The sequence below is a fragment of the Actinospica durhamensis genome (assembly GCF_018139695.1).
Lineage (GTDB): Bacteria > Actinomycetota > Actinomycetes > Streptomycetales > Catenulisporaceae > Actinospica > Actinospica durhamensis.
The window spans coordinates 1-17,064 of record NZ_JAGSOG010000197.1; the positions used below are offsets into that span (position 1 = coordinate 1).

18 protein-coding genes are annotated in these 17,064 nt (G+C 72.2%); 8 read left to right on the plus strand and 10 right to left on the minus strand.

Translation table 11 applies throughout. The features are described from left to right. Positions 1 to 199: 199 nt before the first annotated feature. Together KDL01_RS28910 and KDL01_RS28915 are read left to right on the plus strand one after the other, a co-directional pair. Positions 200 to 859, plus strand: coding sequence for a DedA family protein (locus KDL01_RS28910; RefSeq protein WP_212531802.1), 660 nt, complete (start codon positions 200 to 202; stop codon positions 857 to 859). A gap of 128 nt (positions 860 to 987) precedes the next feature. Next, positions 988 to 1,599, plus strand: a complete 612-nt coding sequence (locus KDL01_RS28915) for a phosphatase PAP2 family protein (RefSeq protein WP_212531803.1) — start codon at positions 988 to 990, stop codon at positions 1,597 to 1,599. A gap of 21 nt (positions 1,600 to 1,620) precedes the next feature. Here KDL01_RS28915 and KDL01_RS28920 read toward each other — a convergent pair whose 3' ends face one another. Genes KDL01_RS28920 through KDL01_RS28930 form a run of 3 tightly spaced genes read right to left on the minus strand, consistent with a single transcriptional unit; the run spans position 1,621 to position 4,732 of the window. Beyond that, positions 1,621 to 2,775: a glycosyltransferase gene (locus KDL01_RS28920; RefSeq protein ID WP_212531804.1), complete on the minus strand. Its 1,155-nt coding sequence runs from the start codon at positions 2,773 to 2,775 to the stop codon at positions 1,621 to 1,623. Next, entirely contained in the window at positions 2,772 to 3,557 is a 786-nt protein-coding gene (locus KDL01_RS28925) for a DUF2334 domain-containing protein (protein ID WP_212531805.1), read from the minus strand. Before KDL01_RS28925 ends, KDL01_RS28920 begins: the two co-directional genes overlap by 4 nt. Beyond that, on the minus strand, positions 3,554 to 4,732 hold the full coding sequence (locus KDL01_RS28930) for a glycosyltransferase family 4 protein (protein ID WP_212531806.1): 1,179 nt from the start codon (positions 4,730 to 4,732) through the stop codon (positions 3,554 to 3,556). The genes KDL01_RS28925 and KDL01_RS28930 overlap by 4 nt, the downstream gene beginning before the upstream one ends. Positions 4,733 to 5,156: 424 nt before the next feature. On the opposite strand from KDL01_RS28930, the gene aspS reads away from it, so the two are divergent. Beyond that, on the plus strand, positions 5,157 to 6,479 hold the full coding sequence (gene aspS, locus KDL01_RS28935; protein ID WP_212531807.1) for an aspartate--tRNA(Asn) ligase: 1,323 nt from the start codon (positions 5,157 to 5,159) through the stop codon (positions 6,477 to 6,479). A gap of 119 nt (positions 6,480 to 6,598) precedes the next feature. Here the strand turns inward: aspS and KDL01_RS28940 are convergent, their stop codons facing one another. After that, positions 6,599 to 8,197: an FMN-binding glutamate synthase family protein gene (locus tag KDL01_RS28940; RefSeq protein ID WP_212531808.1), complete on the minus strand. Its 1,599-nt coding sequence runs from the start codon at positions 8,195 to 8,197 to the stop codon at positions 6,599 to 6,601. A gap of 157 nt (positions 8,198 to 8,354) precedes the next feature. Further along, on the minus strand, positions 8,355 to 8,867 hold the full coding sequence (locus tag KDL01_RS28945) for a hypothetical protein (RefSeq protein WP_212531809.1): 513 nt from the start codon (positions 8,865 to 8,867) through the stop codon (positions 8,355 to 8,357). A 326-nt stretch (positions 8,868 to 9,193) separates the two neighbouring features. Here KDL01_RS28945 and KDL01_RS28950 point away from each other — a divergent pair, with 326 nt between their 5' ends. The 3 genes from KDL01_RS28950 to KDL01_RS28960 all read left to right on the plus strand — a co-directional run bounded on the left by KDL01_RS28950 (position 9,194) and on the right by KDL01_RS28960 (position 11,953). Next, a complete protein-coding gene (locus tag KDL01_RS28950) occupies positions 9,194 to 10,405 on the plus strand; it encodes a sensor histidine kinase (protein ID WP_212531810.1) in 1,212 nt (403 codons plus the stop codon). Beyond that, positions 10,402 to 11,166, plus strand: a complete 765-nt coding sequence (locus tag KDL01_RS28955) for a response regulator (RefSeq protein WP_307846653.1) — start codon at positions 10,402 to 10,404, stop codon at positions 11,164 to 11,166. Before KDL01_RS28950 ends, KDL01_RS28955 begins: the two co-directional genes overlap by 4 nt. Before the next feature lie 70 nt (positions 11,167 to 11,236). Next, positions 11,237 to 11,953 carry an HAD family hydrolase gene (locus tag KDL01_RS28960; protein ID WP_212531811.1) on the plus strand — a complete coding sequence of 239 codons (717 nt, stop codon included), beginning with the start codon at positions 11,237 to 11,239 and terminating at the stop codon, positions 11,951 to 11,953. A 38-nt stretch (positions 11,954 to 11,991) separates the two neighbouring features. Here KDL01_RS28960 and KDL01_RS28965 read toward each other — a convergent pair whose 3' ends face one another. After that, positions 11,992 to 12,639, minus strand: coding sequence for a DUF7003 family protein (locus KDL01_RS28965; protein WP_212531812.1), 648 nt, complete (start codon positions 12,637 to 12,639; stop codon positions 11,992 to 11,994). Between the two features lie 138 nt (positions 12,640 to 12,777). On the opposite strand from KDL01_RS28965, the gene KDL01_RS28970 reads away from it, so the two are divergent. Beyond that, positions 12,778 to 13,068: a DUF7716 domain-containing protein gene (locus tag KDL01_RS28970; RefSeq protein WP_212531813.1), complete on the plus strand. Its 291-nt coding sequence runs from the start codon at positions 12,778 to 12,780 to the stop codon at positions 13,066 to 13,068. Positions 13,069 to 13,241: 173 nt separating this feature from the next. Here KDL01_RS28970 and KDL01_RS28975 read toward each other — a convergent pair whose 3' ends face one another. The 4 genes from KDL01_RS28975 to KDL01_RS28990 form a co-directional block, all read right to left on the minus strand. Continuing rightward, entirely contained in the window at positions 13,242 to 14,051 is an 810-nt protein-coding gene (locus tag KDL01_RS28975) for an ABC transporter permease (RefSeq protein WP_212531814.1), read from the minus strand. 15 nt (positions 14,052 to 14,066) lie between these two features. Beyond that, positions 14,067 to 14,897 carry an ABC transporter permease gene (locus KDL01_RS28980; protein WP_212531815.1) on the minus strand — a complete coding sequence of 277 codons (831 nt, stop codon included), beginning with the start codon at positions 14,895 to 14,897 and terminating at the stop codon, positions 14,067 to 14,069. Then, a complete protein-coding gene (locus KDL01_RS28985) occupies positions 14,897 to 15,889 on the minus strand; it encodes an ABC transporter ATP-binding protein (RefSeq protein ID WP_212531816.1) in 993 nt (330 codons plus the stop codon). Before KDL01_RS28985 ends, KDL01_RS28980 begins: the two co-directional genes overlap by 1 nt. A gap of 111 nt (positions 15,890 to 16,000) precedes the next feature. Beyond that, positions 16,001 to 16,639, minus strand: a complete 639-nt coding sequence (locus KDL01_RS28990; protein WP_212531817.1) for a DUF2461 domain-containing protein — start codon at positions 16,637 to 16,639, stop codon at positions 16,001 to 16,003. 72 nt (positions 16,640 to 16,711) lie between these two features. Between KDL01_RS28990 and KDL01_RS28995 the strand changes: the two genes are divergently transcribed. Next, on the plus strand, positions 16,712 to 17,064 hold a 353-nt coding region (locus KDL01_RS28995; RefSeq protein ID WP_212531818.1), incomplete at its 3' end, for a PH domain-containing protein.

Here is a 17,064-nt window from a genome sequence, read left to right on the forward strand (position 1 = left end):
GTGTATAAGAGACAGCTCCCGGGCACCCACACCCCGCACCCCACGGGCCCTTGTCGCAGCACTGTGACGAAAACCGGACACGCTTGTCGGCCGCGACGTTTCCGCGCACACACTTGATGCCTCTACACTCGTGTAGAAGTTCTACAAGCCTGTAAATGGCGTGCGGCCCGCGCGCCCGGCTCGAGCCCCGGAGGAGCCCGTGACCCTCGCCGCAGCCTCGCACGTAGCCACACACGTCCTGGCCTTCAATCCGCTCAGTCCCAACTCCTGGCTCTCCGCGCTCGGCGCCTTCGGGGTGTTCCTGGTGCTGTTCGCCGAGACCGGCCTGCTGGTCGGGTTCTTCCTGCCCGGCGACTCGCTGCTGTTCACGGCCGGCCTGCTGTGCACGACCAACCCGAGCCAGTCCATCCACCTCAACCTGGCCGGCGTGCTGCCCGCGGCGGCGGCCGGCGCGCTGCTCGGCGCGCAGTGCGGCTACTGGCTGGGTCGGCGCGGCGGACGGTCGCTGCTCGAACGCAGCGACAACAAGCACCTCAAGCGAGGGATGGACCGGGCCGAGGAGATCCTCGGCAAGTACGGCCACGCCAAGGCGATCGTGCTGGCCCGGTTCATCCCGGTCGTGCGCACGGTGCTCAACCCGATGGCCGGGATGCTCGAGGTGCCGGGGCGCACCTTCCTGCTGTGGCAGGCGGTGGGCGGACTGGTCTGGTCGCTCGGAGTGACCCTGGCCGGCTACGCGCTCGGCTCGCGCATCCCGAGCATCGACAAGTACCTGCTGCCGATCATCGCCGGCATCGTCGTCATCTCGCTGATCCCGCTGGCCCTGGAACTGCGCCGCGCCCACCGCAGCGCCACCTGACGGCGCGGGCGCGCGTCCCCTCCCCCACCGTACGCGCGCCCGCGCTCTGCTCCACCACGTCCGATCCCGGCTCGCTGACGCCCGACCAGGCCCCACCGCGCCCCCGCAAGCACCGAAAGCCGCTCACTGTGCCTCAGTACACTGTCAAGAACGTCACCTCGGCCGACGACGGCTGGTACCGCTCCGTCACCGGCTTCGCCCAGCACACCGTATGGCTGCACGGGGTGATGTCGGGGCTCACGGTGCTGCTGATCGTGGTGCTGGCGCTGCTGGTGCTCGGCTCGGGCTGGCGGGCGTGGCGGCGGGCGGACCAGGTGGCGGTGACGGCGTGCGCGTGGGCCTGTGTGGGCACAGGGGTGAGCGTCATCGCCGGATTGCTGCTCAAGCAGGTGTTCCAGGAGACGCGGCCGTGCCTGGCCATGCCCCAGGTGATCACGGTGCAGGCCTGCCCGGGGCCGACGGACTACTCCTTCCCGTCCGACCACACCATAGTGGCGGTGGCGCTGGCGGCGGGCCTGTGGCTGATCGACCGCAGGCTGGGCATGATCGGCGCCGCGCTGGCGGTGCTCGAGGGCTTCACCCGGGTCTACCTCGGCCAGCACTATCCGCACGACGTGGCCGCGGCGATGGTGGTCAGCTGCCTGATCGTGCTCGGCGGCTGGCCGCTGGTGCGCGGCCCGCTCTCGCGGGTGGTCCGGGTGCGCACCCGCGCGTCGTCGGTCTCCGGCGAGACGCAGTAGTCACCCGCGGCCGAAACGGACTTACGCCGCGATCAGGGCCCTGTCACCGCGGCGGCGGGCGGCGGCGAGTGTGACGGCGGTGTGCACGGCCAGCATCTCGGCCACGGCGCGCGACCACGGGTGGCGTTCGGCCTGGCTGCGGGCGGCGGCGCGGCGCTGGGCTTCGGGGCGGGCGAGCAGGGCGAGCACGGCCTCGGCCATGCCCGCGGCGGTGGGCGGGGCGACCAGCCCGGCGGCCTCGCCGAGCAGTTCCCCGGCCGCGCCGCCGGCCGCCGCGACCACCGGGGTGGCGCAGGCCAGCGCCTCGAGCACGGCCAGGCCGAAGGTCTCGACCAGGCAGGGGGCGAGCACCAGGTCCGCGGCGGCGAGGTGGTCGGCCAGCGCGGCACGGTCGGCGACGTGGCCGTGGAAGCGGACCGGGGCGTTGATCGCCAGCCTTCTGAGTTCGGGCAGCGCGGGGCCGGTCCCGTAGACGTCGAGCACCGCCGGGTGGCCCGCGCTCGACAGGACCCTGACGGTGGCGATGGCCAGGCCCACGTTCTTCTCCGGCGAGAGCCGTCCGGCGTAGGCCAGCCGGATCGAGCCCGACCGCCGCGCATCAGAGCGCGCCGCCTGGCCGCGCGGGCGGAACAGGTCCAGATCCACCCCGAGCGTGACGCGGCGCAGCGAGCGCACGCCGAGCCCGCGGAACTCCCCCTCCGCGAACGCCGAGGTGACCACGACCGCGTCGAACCGCGAGGCCACCCGCTGGTTCCAGGCGCGGATGGCGGCGCGGGCGGGCGGGTTGGCGCCGGCCCGGGGCAGGCGCGCGGGCACGATCGCGTCGAGGCGTTCGTGCGAGAAGAGCACGGTGCCGACGCCGCGCCGGGCGGCCCAGTCGGCCACGGCGGTGAGCGTGTACTTGTCGGAGACCTCGATGACGTCGGGGTCGAGCCGCTCCAGCAGCCGCTCCACCGAACCGGTTCGCAGGATCATGCGATACCCGCCGCCCACCGCCATCGCGGGGACGGTCACGGTCAGGCCCGCGCAGCCGTGCTGCACCTGCCACTGCCGGCCCGGGACCACCAGCATCCGCTCGTGCCCGGCCGCGGCGTAGCCGGAGCCGAGCGTGTCGACGGCCGTGCGCAGGCCGCCGGACGAGGCGCCGTAGGCGTTCGCGAGCTGGACGATCCTCACGAGTCGACCGGATCCAGCACCCGGGCGAGCAGCTGCGCGTACGTGGTGGGGCGCGCACCGAGTTCGACGGCCTCGTCGATCGCGCGCAGGGTGGCTTCGCGCAGGCCGGCGTGGGCGAGGTCGTCGGGGTGCAGCGCGATCCGGAAGGCCCGGCCGGTGCGGGCATAGCGGCGCGCGGCGCCCGTCATCAGCCTGACTCCGAACCGCTCGCCGAAGCCGCCCGGGCGGTGTGAGAGCGCGGGCGCGGCGATGCGGGCGGAGACGTCCGCGGACTCCTGCGCCGGGATGGTGTGCACGGCCAGATGCGTGCTGTAGTAGCGCAGTCCGCAGCTGCGCAGGGCACTGACACCGTCGGGCGAGATGAGCCAGCCGGGCGGGTGGAAGCCGATCGGGGTGACGCCGATGGCGGCGAGTTCCTCGAGCCCCTCGCGCAGCCGGGCCGTCGCCTCCGCCTGCGGCAGGGTGGCGAACTCGGCCGCGCCGCGGGCCATCACCTGGGCCACGCCGCGGCGCCACAGCGGGCCCTGCCCCGGCACGGCCCGGTGGTGCAGGCCGTGCAGGGCGAGTTCGTGGCCGCGTTCGCCCGCCTCGAGCACGGCCGCGACGAACTCCGGGTCGCCGGCGAGCCGGCGGCCCCGCCACAGTCCCGGCACCAGCAGCAGCGTCGCCGGGATGCCCCGCGCGTCGAGGTCGGCGAGCCAGCGCAGGGTCTGCGCGGCCGTGCCGGGCGCGATGTCGTGGACGGAGACGACGACGGGCCCGGCGGCCGGCTGCGCGTTCACGCGGCCGCCGCTCCGGGACCGGCCGCGGCGCCCGGCCTCGGCCCGGCGATCGGTATGGCCGCGCCGCCGAACTGCACCCGGGCCCGGCACACCTCCTGGTAGTGGTCGAGCAACTGGTCGTTGACGGCGTTCCAGGTGCGGTGCTCCACGGCCGCGCGGCCCGCGGCGCCCCAGCGTGCGCGCAGGTCGGCGTCCTGGACCAGCCGGGCCACCGCCGCGCGCAACTCGGCGCGCGAGTCGGGGGCGAACAGCAGGCCGGTGCGCTCGGGCTCGACCAGGTCGAGCGGGCCGCCGGAGGCCGGGGCCACCACCGGCACGCCCGAGGCCATCGCCTCCTGCACGGCCTGGCAGTAGGTCTCGTCGGCCCCGGTGTGTACGAACACGTCGAGGCAGGCGTAGGCCTGGGAGAGCCGGCGGCCGTCGAGGAACCCGAGGAACAGCGCCTGCGGAAGCAGGGTACGCAGACGCTGCTCGGCCGGGCCCTCGCCCACGATCACGAGTTTGACGCCCGGCACGTCGGCCAGGCTGGTGAGCATCTCCACCCGCTTGTCCCCGGCGAGCCGGCCCACGTAGCCGACCATGACCTCGCCGTTCGGGGCCAGCGCGGCGCGCAGCGGCTCGCTGCGGTGCCCGGGGTGGAAGCGTTCGGAGTCCACGCCGCGGCGCCACATCGCCAGCCGGGGGAAGCCGTGCTCCTCGAGCTGCCGGTGGCTGGCGCTGGAGGGCACCAGGGTACGGTCGGCGAGCCGGTGCACGTGCCGCAACCAGGCCCAGATCGCCCGGTCGGTGCCGCGGAAGCCGTAGCGGCGGGCGAAACCGGCGATGTCGGTCTGCCAGACCGCGACGCTCGGCACGCCGAGTTTGCGCGCCGCGTGCGCGCCGGCCGCACCGAGGGCGACCGGCGAGGCGAGGTGGACGACGTCGGGCTCGAAGGCGCGCAGCCGGCGTTCCACCGCCTTGGTCGGCAGACCGAGGACGAAACTGGAGTACCCGGGCAGCCCGATGCCCGGGACACACGCGACCCGGTGTCCGGCGTATTGCTCGGGGCCGGGGCCGGGGGCGATGATGAGTGCTTCATGGCCGCGACGCTCGAGGTGCTCGAGGACGCGGCAGACCGAGTTCGTCACCCCGTTGACCCGGGGGAGGAATGATTCCGTGACCACAGCTACCCGCACGGGCACATCGTGCGGCGGCAGTGTGCATCACGGACCTTCGTTTCGAGTGCAATCGGAGAACGTACGGTGACGTCTTGGCCGCAGACCGCGCCTGCCGTCGAACCGTCAATCACGTTGCATCCGGCGGCCACGGCCGCGTAACCTCGACGCAACGCGCTGACGGAGACGAGTAGTCCGGCCGGAGCGAACAGGCGAAGCAGAGAGCCGCCCCTAGGCTGCGAGGGCGGGCCTGTCCGGCGGGTGAAGACCCTCCCGAGTGCGGGGAGGAACACCGCGCGGCGACGCGCGGCCAATGCCCCGCCGGTTAGCCCCCGTGATCGGGCTTCGAGGCCGCCTCAGGCGGCGAAGGTGCGGTGGTACCGCGAGTGCCCTTCTCGCCCGCACCTCCAAGGGATCACCACGACATGTCATAAGGACTGTGATGATGATCCGTACCGTTACCGAGACCCCGCGGGTGTGGGCGGCCGAGCTGCCCGCGCACCCGGGCGAGCAGGTCAGGCTGCAGGGCTGGCTGCACCGCCATCGGGCTCTGAAATCCGTCTCCTTCCTCATCCTGCGCGACCGCACCGGCCTGGCCCAGGTGGTGTGCGCGGCGCCCGAGGAGCTCGAGGCCGCCGCGGCGCTGAGCGAGGAGACCGTGCTGGAGGTCACCGGCACCGCGAGCGCCAACCCGCAGGCCCCGGGCGGGGTGGAGCTGACCGGGCCGGTGATCAGGGTGCTCTCCAGCCGGGCCGAGCCCGCGCCGTTCGAGCTCTACCGCCCGGTCGTGCCCGCCACCCTGCCGGTGATCCTGGACCACGCGCCGGTCGCGCTGCGCCATCCGCGCCTGCGCGCCCCGCACGAGATCGCGGCCGCGTCGGTGGCCGGGTTCCGGGACGCCCTGGACGCGCTGGAGTTCACCGAGATCCACACGCCGAAGCTGGTGGGCTCGGCCACCGAGTCGGGCGCGAACGTGTTCAGCGTGGACTACTTCGGCCGCCGTGCCTACCTCGCGCAGTCGCCGCAGTTCTTCAAGCAGATGATGGTGGGCGTGTTCGAGCGGGTCTACGAGACCGGCCCGGTCTTCCGCGCGGAACCGAGCGACACCGGCCGCCACCTGGCCCAGTACACCTCCCTCGACGCAGAGCTCGGATTCGTCGAGGACCACCACGACGTGATGGCGGTGCTGCGCGGGGCCCTGGTGGGCATGGTGGAGCGGGTCCGGGCCCGCGCGGGCGCGGCGTGCGCGCTGCTGGAGGTGGAACTGCCCGAGGTGCCCGAGCGGATCCCGGAGATCCACTTCGCCGACGCGCAGGAGCTGCTGGCCGCGCACAGCGGACGCGACCCGCGCGGAGAGCCGGACCTCGCGCCGGTGGACGAGCGCTGGCTCTCGGAGTGGGCGGTGCGCGAGTACGGCAGCGAGTTCCTGTTCGTCACCGGGTATCCGATGGCCAAGCGGCCGTTCTACACCCACGCCGAGCCGGGCCGTCCGCAGTACTCGAACAGCTTCGACCTGCTTTTCCGCGGCCTCGAACTGGTCACCGGCGGCCAGCGGCTGCACCGGTACGAGGACTACCTGGCCGCGCTCGCGGCGCGCGGCGAGTCGGCCGAGCCGTACGCGGGCTACCTGCAGGCGTTCCAGCACGGCATGCCCCCGCACGGCGGATTCGCGCTCGGGCTCGAGCGCTGGGTGGCGCGGCTGGTGGGCGCGGAGAACATCCGGCTGGCCACGCTCTTCCCGCGCGACCTCAACCGGCTGGCGCCGTGACGGCCTGACCGGTCAGGGCCCTGAATCGTCAGGGCCCTGACCCGGCCGGGTCCCGCACTCGGTCCCGCACTCGCGCGCTGCCTGCGTTCTCGCCGGCGGCGTTCTCGCCGGCGTTCTCGCTAACGGCGCGCGGGTGCGGCGAGGCCGAAGTGGTCGGGGTCGGCGCCGGCCCAGTCCGCGGCCCACTCCTGCGGCGGCTCGGCGAGCAGTTCGCCGGGCTCGAGCCAGTCGTAGAGGTCGGCGAAGGTGCGCACGGCGTGGTGGTCGACCCGGCGGTAGACCATGCCGGGGCCGAGTTCGCGCGGCCCGCTCAGGCCCATGGAGGCGATGATCTGCTGCGCCTCGGCCACGGTCGCCTGCTGGAAGCGGCGCACCCGCTCGCTCTTGTCGGTCACGTCGAGGGCGCGGTAGCGCAGCGGATCCTGGGTGGCCACGCCGGTCGGGCAGTGGTTGGTCTGGCACTTCTGCGCCTGGATGCAGCCGACCGCCATCATCATCGCGCGCGCGGCGTTGGTGTAGTCGGCGCCCTGGGCGATGCGCTTGACCACGTCCATGCCGGTGGCGATCTTCCCGCTCGCGCCGATCCGGATCCGGTCGCGCAGCCCGGTGCCGACGAGCGCGTTGTGCAGCGTGATCAGGCCGTCGGTCAGCGGCATGCCGACGTAGTCCTCGAACTCGAGCGGCGCGGCGCCGGTGCCGCCCTCGGAGCCGTCGACCACGATGAAGTCCGGGGTGACGCCCTCGGCGGCCATGGCCTTGCAGATCGCGAGCAGCTCGAGCCGGGAGCCGACGCAGAGCTTGAACCCGGTGGGCTTGCCCCCGGCGAGCTCGCGCATGCGGGCGATGAAGAGCACGAGTTCGCGCGGGGTGGAGAAGACGCGGTGCGCGGGCGGGCTGACGCACTTGACCCCGACCGGGATACCGCGGATCTCGGCTATCTCCGCGGTGACCTTCGCCCCCGGCAGCACGCCGCCGATGCCGGGCTTGGCCCCCTGGCTGAGCTTCAGCGAGACGCACTTGACCTGGCCGTCGGCGGCCTTGTCGCGGAACTTGTCCGGGTCGAAGCCGCCGTCCGCGGTGCGGGCGCCGAAGTAGCCGCTGCCCAGTTCCCAGATCAGGTCGCCACCGCCCTCGCGGTGGTAGGGCGAGATGCCGCCCTCGCCGGTGTCGTGGGCGAAGCGCCCCTTGGCCGCGCCCCGGTTGAGCGCGCGGATCGCGTTCGCGCTCAACGCCCCGAAGCTCATCGCCGAGACGTTCAGCAGCGACATGTCGTAGGGCTGCGTGCAGTCGGGTCCGCCGACGAGTACCCGCGGCTGGACGTCCTCGGCCGTGCGCGGCGCGGTCGAATGCACCACGAACTCGTGCCCGGACTGCTCCACGTCGCGCTCGGTGCCGAAGGCCTGCTCGCCGTGGGTGCCCTTGGCCCGCTGGTAGATCACCGTGCGCGTGTCCCGGTCGTACGGGCGCCCGTCGTAGTTGCGCTCGATGAAGTATTGCTGCAGCTCCGGGCGTATGTACTCCATCAGGAACCGGAGGTGGCCGAGCACCGGGAAGCTGCGCAGGATCGTGTGCTTGCGCTGCAGCAGGTCCCACCCGCCCAGGGCGCACAGCGCGATCAGCGGGACGGCGGCGAACAGCCACCAGAGCGAGACCGCCGCGGTCAGACCCACGGCGGATGCGGCGAGCAGCAGCAGCGCCGGCAGGAGGAGGAGGCCCATGGCCCGAGAACCTACTGCATACCCAGGCCCTGACGCGCTCTCAGGTCCGGCGGCTGCCGGGTCCGGCCCCTTCGGCACGCAATGCGCCGGGGGGAGGGCTCGGTGGCGAGCCCTCCCCCCGGCGCGCGACGGCCGCGGCCGTCGTCGTGCACTGCGATCACACCTGGGCCGGGGTGAGCCGGGCGGCGCGGGCGGCCAGGCCCAGCGTGCGGGCCACCAGCATCGAGATCGCCATGAACACCAGGGCGTCGGTCAGCGCCGCGACGCTCAGCTGGTGCGCCTCACCGAAGTGCACCAGCTGGACCGGGAACCAGTGCACGCAGCCGTAGGAGAACGCCGCCCGCGCGCCGATCACCACGGTCCACAGCGCCGCGTAGCCCCAGCCGGCCCGGGAGACCGGCTTTCCGGTCTGCGGCGAGCGGCGCACCCGCATCAGCGCGGCGGCGGCGAGCCCGCACACCACCCCGAGCAGTACTCCGGCGATCTCCAGGGTCAGGCCGGTGCCGGAGGTGGCCGGACTCTTGATGAACAGCGGGACGATGACGGCGGCCACGATCAGCGGCCGCAGGATCCGGGCCTTGCCGATCTTGCGGGCCGGGCCGAGGTCGGTGGCCAGTACGGAGACGAGCACGAGCACGTTGACGAGCATGGCCTGCATGAGAGTAGTCATCTTGGGCTCCGAGACTCGCGGCCGCCGGGGCGGCCGGTGGGTTGTGCCGACGTGCTCCACTCTCGCCGGGCGGCCGGTACCACCGGATCGGAGCGTGCGCCGAGACCCGGTACCAGCTCGGCGGCGGCGCCCGGTACCACCGCGGTACCAGGCGCGTGGTACCGGAGTCGTACCGTGCGGCGACGTGGCCCGCCGACCGGCCACGTAGTGTTCAAGGCATGGATGTCACCGCCGTCGACGATTCGGCCGCCACCCGACGCGCGCGACCCGCGCCGCGCCCGGGGCGCACGCACACCTCCCCCGCGCGCGGTGAGGATACTGAGGGCGTGTCGTTGTCGATGGCGTGGATCAGCCGCTCGGTCGCGTACGTGGGTGTCACCCTGGGGACGATCCTGTCCTCGGTGCACGCGCACGAGCCGCGCGCATTGCTCGTGCAGGTCGTCGGGCTGGCGATCATCGGCGTCGCCATGGTGGCCTGGGCCCTGATCGAGCACCGCACGCCGCCGAGCTCCCCGCCGCGCCCGGGCCTGTACGTCGCGCTCGGCGTGGTGTGCGCCGTCTCCGGAGCACTGTCCGCGACCGACAACGGCGCGTGGGTGATCGTGCTGACGGCGATCGCCACGATGGTGGCGGGCAGCGACGTTCCGCTGTTGCCGGCGTTCGGGATCAGCGCCCTCGCCGTGGCGTGCACGCTGGTGAGCTCGGTCGTGAGCGACATGACGAGCACGGCGGGGCTGGTCGGGCTGCCGGCCACGATCGTCAGCGGGCTGTTCATCGGACTGCGGCGGCGGGCGTACCGGGTGGAGGCCCAGCAGTCGGCCGAACTGCTCGAGCGCACCCGCCAGGTGCAGGACCTGCAGCGACGCGCGGACGTGCTCGACGAGCGGACGCGGATAGCGCGCGAGATCCACGACGTGCTGGCGCACTCGCTCGGCGGCCTCGGCATCCAGATCCAGGCGGCCCGCGCGGTGCTCACCGACTCCGCCGACATCGACACGGCCCTGTCCGTCCTGGCCACCGCGCAGCGGCTCGCCTCGGACGGCCTGACCGAGACCCGCCGCGCCCTGCACGCGCTGCGCACCGACACGCTCTCCCTGGACGAGGAGCTGCGCTCACTCGCCGACCAGCACAGCGGAATGCATCGCGCGAAGGTCGACTGCGAGATCACCGGGACCACGCGCGAGCTGCCCGCCGCCGCGTCGATCGCGCTGCTGCGGGTGGCGCAGGAGGCGATGGTGAACGCGGCCAAGCACGGCTCCGGCGCCCCGATCGCGCTGCGGCTGGACTACACGGCGGACCGGGTGCGCCTGAGCGTCACGAACCGGATGGCGCACTCCGGCCAGAAGGCGCAGACCTCTGCGATGGAGACCGCCGACGCGGGCTACGGCCTGGCCGGGATGCGGGAACGGCTGCTGCTGATCGGCGGTAGTCTGCAGGCCGGGCCGGACGAGGGCGGCACCTGGACCGTCGTCGCCGAGCTCCCGCACGTGCCCATGGCGGCCCGGGCGACGACGGAAGGCAGGGAAGTCGAGCAGTGAGCACGGATGCGCGGGCGGGTACGGGGCAGGGCGCGGAGCGGGGCGCACCGGTGCGGATCGTCATCGCGGACGACCAGGCCACCGTACGTCAGGGCCTTGAGCTGCTGCTCGGCGGGCTGAAGGACGTGGACGTGCTGGCCACCGCGGCGAACGGCCAACAGGCCCTCGACCTGGTGGCCGAGCACGAGCCGGACGCGATCCTGCTCGACCTGCACATGCCCGTCCTCGACGGCATCGCCACCACCAAGAGGCTGGTGGCCGAGCACCCGAAGGTGGCCATCGTCATCCTGACCACCTACGCCGACGACGGCTCCGTACTCGAGGCGCTGCGGGCGGGCGCGCGCAGCTACCTGACCAAGGACGCCGACCGCTCCGACATCGCCGGCGCCCTGCACGCGGCCGTGCGCGGCCTGTCCGTCCTGGACCCGGGCGTCCAAGCCCGCCTGCTCGCCGCCACGTCCGCACCGCAGCAGCCCGCGCGGCAGCAGCCTGGCGCCGACGCGGGTGCGGGCGGGAGCGCGGGCGCGGGTACCGCCACCGTCGCCGGCACCGAACAGTCCGAACTCCCCGACGGCCTGACCCGCCGTGAAGCCGAGATCCTCGGCATGATCGGGCGCGGCCTGACGAACGGCGAGATCGCCGCGCAGCTGTTCCTGAGTGGCCACACCGTCAAGACGCACATCAACCGGATCTTCACCAAGACCGGCTCCCGCGACCGCATGGCCGCCGCCAAATACGCCCAGGACCACGGCCTGCGGTAGAGCTTCGAGCCGCGGCAGGACTCGGGGCCGCGTCGACGCGGCGGACAGATCACCCTGCCAGAATATTGTGATGCTCAGAACCCCGGATCCCGCCCCGTCCGTCCCGCCGAAGGCCGTCCTGCTCGACTCCGGCGGCGTACTGATGCAGCCGATCGGCGGCCGCTGGAATCCCCGAGCCGACTTCGAACGGACCGTCCTCAGCCGCGACCCGCAGATCACCGCCGAGCAGTTCGCCCAGGCAATAGCGCTGGGCGACCGCTTCATGGCGACCGCCGAATCGACTCCCGACCTGGACAAGTACCACGCAGTGATGCTCGAACACCTCGGCATCCCTGCCTCCGCCGACCTACTGGCCGAACTGGTCCGCCCGGTCCCAGCCGACGTAGTACTCGAAATCTTCGACGAAGTCATCGACACGCTCAAGACGCTGCAGGCACGCGGCGTGCGCATGGCCGTCGTATCGGACGCCTGGCCGAACCTGCCCCAACTGCACGCCGACCTCGGCATCCACGAATTCTTCGAGGCCTACGCGATCAGCGCGGTACTCGGCTGCCGCAAGCCCGACCCCCGAATGTACCGCCACGCCTCCGACGCCCTAGGCCTCACCCCCGCCGACTGCCTCTTCGTCGACGACAGCCCCGAACTCGTCGCCGCCGCCCTGGACCTCGGCTACCAGGCCCGCTGGATGGACCGCACCGGCACCCGATCCCAGCACCCGGACAGCGCAGCGCTCGCCCCGATCAGCTCCCTCACCGAACTGATCGAACTGTTCCCCGACGCGCCTTAGGACTGTGTCCCCTCATCCGAAGACGGCCACTGCCGTCTTCACAGCGTCCCCGCCTCCGGCCAGTTCGACCAGTGGGTATTCGGTGGACGTTGCGGCCGGTAGCGCGCGGCGTCGCCCGTTTCCAGCACTTCGGCCAGCATCCGGAAAGTCTCATCCGCCTCCACCTCGTCGGCGAAGTCATCCATCAAACCTCCCGGATGGCGCCATTCGTCGAGGGTCAGGATGGCCGGCAGATCCCCGGGCAGCCGTCGGTATACCTCGGCGGCATCGGCCAGGAGCAGGCCACGGTGCGCCGGAACGAGTAGGCGCACGGCCTGCTCCATCGGCGTCCCGGCTGGAGCATCGACGAAGACCCGCCGACCGCGCACGACGAACCCGGCGCCGGTGTAGGTCTCCTCGTCGCCCTCGGCCTCATCCATGTTCTCGATCCGCTCCAGGAAACCGCCGTCTCCGCGGAAGCCCGGCTCTCCCCCCGTCAGGCAGTTGCCGAAGGTGTGCACCACGTCGATGAGATTTCCGCCGCGCGGGTTGTAGCCGAGCAGCTCGACGACCATCGCCCACCGCTCCGAATCCCGCATCAGATGCAGTCGGGCGTCGACTGGATAGTAGTAGCCGTTGTTGAAGTCGGGAAACTCCGCGTTGTCAGCCGCTCGCGTGAACTGGGCCTGGATCGCCAACACACTCACACTCACACCTCATTATGACCCCGGTCCATCGGCTGCGCTTGAGATGTTGTGCAGGGAGTGACACAGTCGTCCGCCATGGGCTTGGTCGGATGTGCAACCGGGCCCGATGCACCGAATCTCACGACGAATGGGACAATCTTGCACAGCACTCTGGGCGAACTCGTTCAGGACATCGCCTCCGTCCCGAAAGGCCTGACTGTCTACGCGGCGCAGAGTCCCGCGCAGTTGACCTCCGATTCAGTGATCGAGCTTCTCGATGACGGGGCCGACGCCCGTCCCGACCTCACCTATGTACTCGAAGTCGAGCTGATTCGGGACGTCATCGAGACCTGGAGCCAGTGGCGGGGCGGTCGGACGCCGTCCGTGGACGAGGCTGTCCAAGCGGTCGCGTACTACGCGGACAACGACGCCTACCTCACGACCGAGTGATCGCGCCGCTGGTCGGAAGCCGCCCACCGATCAGCCGCGTCGGCATCGACGACGTCTCCGGGCATCAACAACCGGCCAAGCCCACCCACCTCGCTCGCGATCTCAGCCGGACTCACACCAGTTACGCCGACAGCTGACTCTGACTATGTCCACGTCTTACGCGCGCCCCAGCCCTAGTCACTCAGCCGGGCGTCGAGGCGGCGGACGGCGAGCCAGAAGCCTGCGAGGCCGACGGCGGCGAGGTAGACGGTGGGGGCGATCAGGTTCGTGCCGACCTGGCCGAGCGCGGGCTCTCGCAGGATATTGATGCTGTGGTAGAGCGGCAGGCAGCGCACCAGGGCCTGGACCGGGCCCGGGTAGACACTGAGCGGGTAGAACGTGGTGGCGAACAGGAACATCGGCAGCAGCACCAGCTCCAGCAGCTGGAAGTCCGGCCAGTCGCGCAGGTAGGTGGCGGTGACCAGGCCGATGCCGGCGAAGGCGAAGCCGACCAGCAGCGCGCCCGGGACGTCGAGCAGCGCCCACGGCGAGTGCACGACGCCGAACACGGCCATCACCGCCAGAAATCCGCCGCCCTCGATCGTGCCGCGCAGCACGGCCGTGCCGATCTCGCCTCGGGCCACGTCGACCGGGCGCAGCGGGGTGGCCAGCATGATCCGGTAGGTGTTGCCGAACCGCAGCCGCATGAACACCGACTGCGCGGTGGCGTTGAGCGTGCCGTTCATCGCGGCCATCGCCATCAGGGCCGGACCCACATACGTGGCGTACGCGACCTGCCGGTCGAGGCCGGGCACGGTCCCGATCATCCGGCCGACGCCCACGCCGATCGAGAGCAGGTAGAGCACGGGTTCGAGCACGCCGAAGGCGAGCGTGGTCCACTCGTGCCGCAGCACCAGCAGGTTGCGGCCGACCACGGCGGCGGCCGGGCCGACGTGGCGGCGGTGCGCCGGGGCGGGCGCGACGGCGGTCAGGGTCAGGGTCACGGGCGCGCTTTCGGGTCAGTCGTGCAGGCGGGCGGCGTAGGCATGGCGGGCGAAGGCGTATCCGGCCGCGGTCACCGCGAGCAGGTAGCCGACGTGCTCGGCGGCGGCGGGCGCGCTGAGCGTGCCGAACGTCAGGCCCCGGCACAGCTGCACGCCGTGCCACAGCGGCAGCGCGTAGGCCAGGATCCGCACCGGCTCGGGAAAGCGGCTGACCGGGGCGTAGGTGCCGGAGAAGAGGTACAGCGGCATGATGATGAACCGGAACATGCCCTGGACCGTGCCCTGTCGGGTGGCCAGAACCCCGCCGGCGAAGAAGGGCGCGGCGAAGGCCAGCCCGGTCAGCAGTGCGGCGAACGGCGCGAGCAGCGCCCAGGGCGAGCGGGCCAGGCCCGCCGCCGCGGTCACCGCGAAGAAGGCCAGGCAGGAGGTCAGGATCCGGAAACCGTTGAACAGCAGGTGGCCGTCGAGCACGTCGGCCGGGCTGAGCGGGCTGGCCGCCGGGGCCCGGTAGGTCGGGCGCATGCGCAGCGACTGGTACGCGGTGAAACCGGACTCGAGCGCCCCGGTCTGCATCGCCGTGGCGGCCAGCAGGCCGGGGGCGAGGTAGGCCAGGTAGCTCACGCCCGGCAGCGGGTCGCCGCCGGAGTGGTCCACCAGGCGGCCGAGGCCGATGCCGATCCCGGCGAAGAACAGCAGGGGATTGACGAAGCTCATGATCAGGGTGCGGCGCCAGGTACGGCGGTAGAGCAGCATCCGGTAGGACAGCTCGGCGAGGGCGGGGCGCGGCGGCACGCTGGTGTCGGCCGTCGCCGGGACGGGCGCGGCGGGGGCGGCGAGAGTCGTCATCAGTCCACCAGGGTGCGGCCGGTCAGGGCGAGGAAGACGTCCTCGAGCGTGGCGCGGCGCACCAGCGCGGTGGCCGGAGACAGGGCCCGATGATGGATGTCGGCGAGCGCCGCCTCGCCGTCGTCGGTGTAGTAGAGCAGCCGGTCCGGCAGGATCTCGACGCGTTCGCGCACGGCCAGGGCCTGCTGCACACCCGGGGACGGGGCCGCGCCGGTCTCGGTCGGCTGGGCCAGCCCGCCGCGGACCCGCGCGGCGAGGTCCGCGAGGTCGCCGGAGTCGTAGCGCAGTTCCAGCACCTCGCGCGTGCAGTGCCGCTCGATCAGCTCGCGCGGCGTGCCCGCGTCTACGACCTGTCCGCCGTCGATGACGACGAGGCGGTCGCACAGCTGCTCGGCCTCGTCCATGTAGTGCGTGGTCAGCACCAGCGTCACGCCCTCGCGCTTGAGCCGGAACAGCCGCTCCCAGAGCACGTGTCTGGCCTGCGGGTCGAGGCCGGTGGTGGGCTCGTCGAGCAGGACGAGTACGGGTTCGTTGATCATGGCGCGGGCTATGGCGAGCCGCCGGCGCATGCCTCCGGAGAGGGTGTCCACCCGCTGGTCGGCCTTGTCGGCGAGTTGCGCGAACTCGAGCAGGCGCGTGGTGCGTTCCCGGATGACGCGCTTGCCGAGGCCGAAGTAGCGGCCGTAGACGAGGAAGTTCTCCGCGACCGTCAGCTCACTGTCGAGCGCGTCGTCCTGCGGCACCACCCCGATGCGGGCGCGGATGGCGGCGCCGTGGACGGCGGCGTCGAGTCCCAGGATGCTGAGACTGCCCGCGGTCGGGCGCGAGACGCAGCCGATCATCCGCATGGTGGTGGACTTTCCGGCGCCGTTGGGCCCGAGCAGCCCGAAGCACTCCCCCGGCCGCACGTCCAGGTCGATGCCGGCCACGGCGGTGAAGGGCTCGCCGCCGCGGGACGGGTAGCGCTTGAACAGACCTCTGGCTTCGATCACCGGGCCAGGCTAGCGAAGTCGCTCTTGCGCTAGCAAGCAATTTTTCGATCGCATTACAGCAAGACGTTGCACACTCAGGCAACGAGCGAACCGCGGCCGGGAATGGGCGGATCAGGACCCGTGCTCGCCCCGGCCGACCCGGTCGTCCAGCCAGGCCTGCAGCGGCTCCGCGGCGCGCAGGAACTCCACGATCCTGGGCTTGGCCCGGGCCGTGTGCAGCCACGGCTCGACCGGCCACTCCCGCCACGCGATCAGACCCTTGTTACGCAACAGGTCAATCCGCGGGTGGTCCTTGGCGTAGCCGCGCGGGGCGGTCTTGAGCGGGTCCTCGCCGACCACGTCCACGCCGGCGGCCTCGAGCCGGTCGATGATCCGGCGCAGTTCCTCGCCGCTGACGTCCTCGGCCACCGCGCCCCGGTAGCGCTCGAGCTGCCCGGGCTCCATGTGGTGGTAGCCCAGCCCGGCCGCGAGTCCGTCCGCGGACAGGTGGACGTAGCCGCCCCGCTCGAGACCGGCCCCGATCGCGGTCTTGTAAGGGGACTTATCCTTGCTGAACCGGATGTCGCGGTACGGCCGGAACAGCCGCGCGTCGCCGAATTCCGGCTGCAATTCGGACAGCAGCGCCTCCATCGGAGCGAGCACGTCGGCGTCGTAGACGGCGCGATGCGCGTTCCAGTACTCCTTGGAGTTGTCCGCCTCCAGGCCTTCGTAGAACACGAACGCCCGGTCCGGCCAGCCGCTGAACGCCATGGCCTCGACTCTACCCGTCCGCCCCCGCCAGGGCCGGGGCGCAGAAGCATGTCAGAAGCTACATTCACTCACATGGAACCGTCGCGGACCGCTGCCGAGGACCCGACCCGCTGGTACGCCAACGGCCGTCGCGGCGCCTCGACCACGGCCGACCCGACCGGCCTGACCGTGCGCCGCAGAGCGCGCCGGATCAGCGTCCCCTGGGCGGAGGTCGCCGCGATATCCCAGGAACGGCGCGAACGCTCCGGCTACCTCGCGGGCTGGATCGCGGTGGTACGCCTGAACGACGGCAGTGCCCTGACCGAACTGCCCGGGATCAGCACCACGGACGGCACCTTCAGCAGCGAGACCGAGGCGGCGCTGGCGACGCTGACCACGTACTGGCGCACCTCCCTGACCGCACCGCCCCCGGCACCCGCACCCGT